Raw genomic sequence first — 2,077 nt, forward strand, 5'->3', positions numbered from 1 at the left:
GTACATATAATCGTCTCATTTATTGGATTAATATTAACTACTGTTATGTAATTTTTATATAGATAGCCATCTTTATAATATGTAAATAAAACCTCTTCTTCACCTAAAAATGAACATAGCAGCTTATTTTCAATCATTTCCTTTGCATCTTGCGTTAAGATTGGACGCGGGACTTTCGTTTGCTCCTGTATCATTTCTTTAATACAGACGAACTGCTCTGGCATACTAACAAACGGTTGCCACTTTACCATACCTCTTCCTTTTGGCATATTAGCATTCTTCACGATTTATGTCCTCCTAATAATGTGTTTCTATATCTTGCTGTTGCGACGCTTGTGTAGGAAATCCCACGTAAAATACTGTTCTTACCAAATCGTGTTCGAATTTCGTCCATAACCTTCGTTAATCGCATTTCTTTTTCCCTTTGTATAATGTTATCGAAAAGTGAAATTTGCTCTTCTCCTTCATTTATTAAATTTGTTAATGAAATACTTATCGATCGAATCGGCTCCCCTGTATGCCGCTCGTATAAAAAATATGTACAAACATTATAAATATCCATCGTTAAATTTGTTGCTCTATTTAACGTATGTGCCTTTCTTATTCCCCCGCCATATTCCTTGCTATACCCGACTGAAAAATGTATCGTTTGCGCGTATTTCTTTTCCCTTCTCAACCTATAACAAACTTCTTCTATATGCTCTAATAAAATAACTATGAACTCTTCTATCGAATAATCCCGTAATAATATTTGGCTTTTCGCTATAGATGTTGTCGCTGGAACGTATTTCTCTGCTATTCTGCTAAAATCAATCCCGTTACTATGTAGATGTAATTCTTCCCCTATTACACCGAAAGTTTGCTTTAAATATTTCAAAGGATACTGAGCTAATTCTCCAATTGTATGTATACCTTTTCGATTCAATTTCATTTCAGTTTTATACGATATACCCCAAAATTTACTGAGCGGTCTAATACTCCATAACTTCTCGGGTATATCGTCATACGTCCACTGTTCTATTCCATCTTTATTCTTTTTCGCCTCAACATCCATCGCTACTTTACTCAATAATAAATTCGGACCAATACCAATCGTACTTTCGATCCGTGTACGTTCATATATTTCTCTCTTGAACTTTAATGCGAATTCGCACGGATTACTCGCAAATAAATGAATACTTGCAGTCATATCCATGAAAAACTCATCAATACTATATTGATGAAAATCTTCCGGCGCAACATACTGTAAAGCTAAGCCCGTTATGTAATTTGAACATTTCACATACGTATGCATAATTGGATTCACAATAATAATATCTTGCCGCTTCGGTATTTCGTACAAACGAGCCATCTTCTTTATTCCTAACGCTTTTAATGGCGGTGTTGCTGCCAATACAATTGATCCACTGCGGTTTACATCTCCTACGACAGCCAATTTTGTATAACGTGGATCAAGTCCTTTTTTAATACATGATACGCTCGCATAAAAGCTACGAAGATCTACACAAAGAATAATGCGATTTGGTAAAAGAGAATAATCATACAAGGTTATCACTCCTAACAAAAGAACGTTTGTTCTTATTATATGCAAACAAACGTTCTTTTTAATTGTAGGATAACGTAATAAATATAATAGCCTTTCATTAATCTAATATCTTAAAAAATTACAGTTTATAAGCCTTTTATACACATATCCCGCCCGAATCCCCACTGAACGCAAACAAAAAGACGATTCTCTTGTATTGAAAGAATCGCCTTTTTTATGTGAAATGTTTCCTTAAAGTGTAGGTAATTGATTGAAGTGTTTCTAAATTGTGTCTAAACTTACACTTTTCTTTTTTGATATGGTACTCCCTCATAGACAGAATTACCTTTTTTTAGAGTTAAAAATGAAATTTCCTTTTCAACACTTCTTTCCATTTATTTGGAAACCCATAAGAAAGAACTAGACAAACGGCACCAATAGATAAAAAGACTTTCATATCCTCCAGAGACCTTGAAAAAGTATAGGGACGATTACTATATTGTCCTAATATAAAACTAATCCACGCTGTTAAAATAAATACAGATATTGTAA

Annotated in this window: 2 protein-coding genes and 1 pseudogene; all 3 read right to left on the minus strand. The window is 33.7% G+C overall.

Annotation, left to right across the window (positions count from 1 at the left end):
• A partial coding sequence (locus AB3X49_RS21950; RefSeq protein ID WP_367964733.1) for a YolD-like family protein occupies positions 1 to 284 on the minus strand: 284 nt, incomplete at its 3' end.
• A complete protein-coding gene (locus tag AB3X49_RS21955; RefSeq protein ID WP_367964735.1) occupies positions 281 to 1,546 on the minus strand; it encodes a Y-family DNA polymerase in 1,266 nt (421 codons plus the stop codon). The genes AB3X49_RS21950 and AB3X49_RS21955, both read right to left, overlap by 4 nt.
• A 337-nt stretch (positions 1,547 to 1,883) precedes the next feature.
• Positions 1,884 to 2,077, minus strand: a pseudogene (locus AB3X49_RS21960) (DUF6320 domain-containing protein); the annotation flags it as partial.

The sequence above is a fragment of the Bacillus sp. C30 genome (assembly GCF_040838255.1).
GTDB classification, from domain to species: Bacteria; Bacillota; Bacilli; order Bacillales; family Bacillaceae_G; genus Bacillus_A; species Bacillus_A mycoides.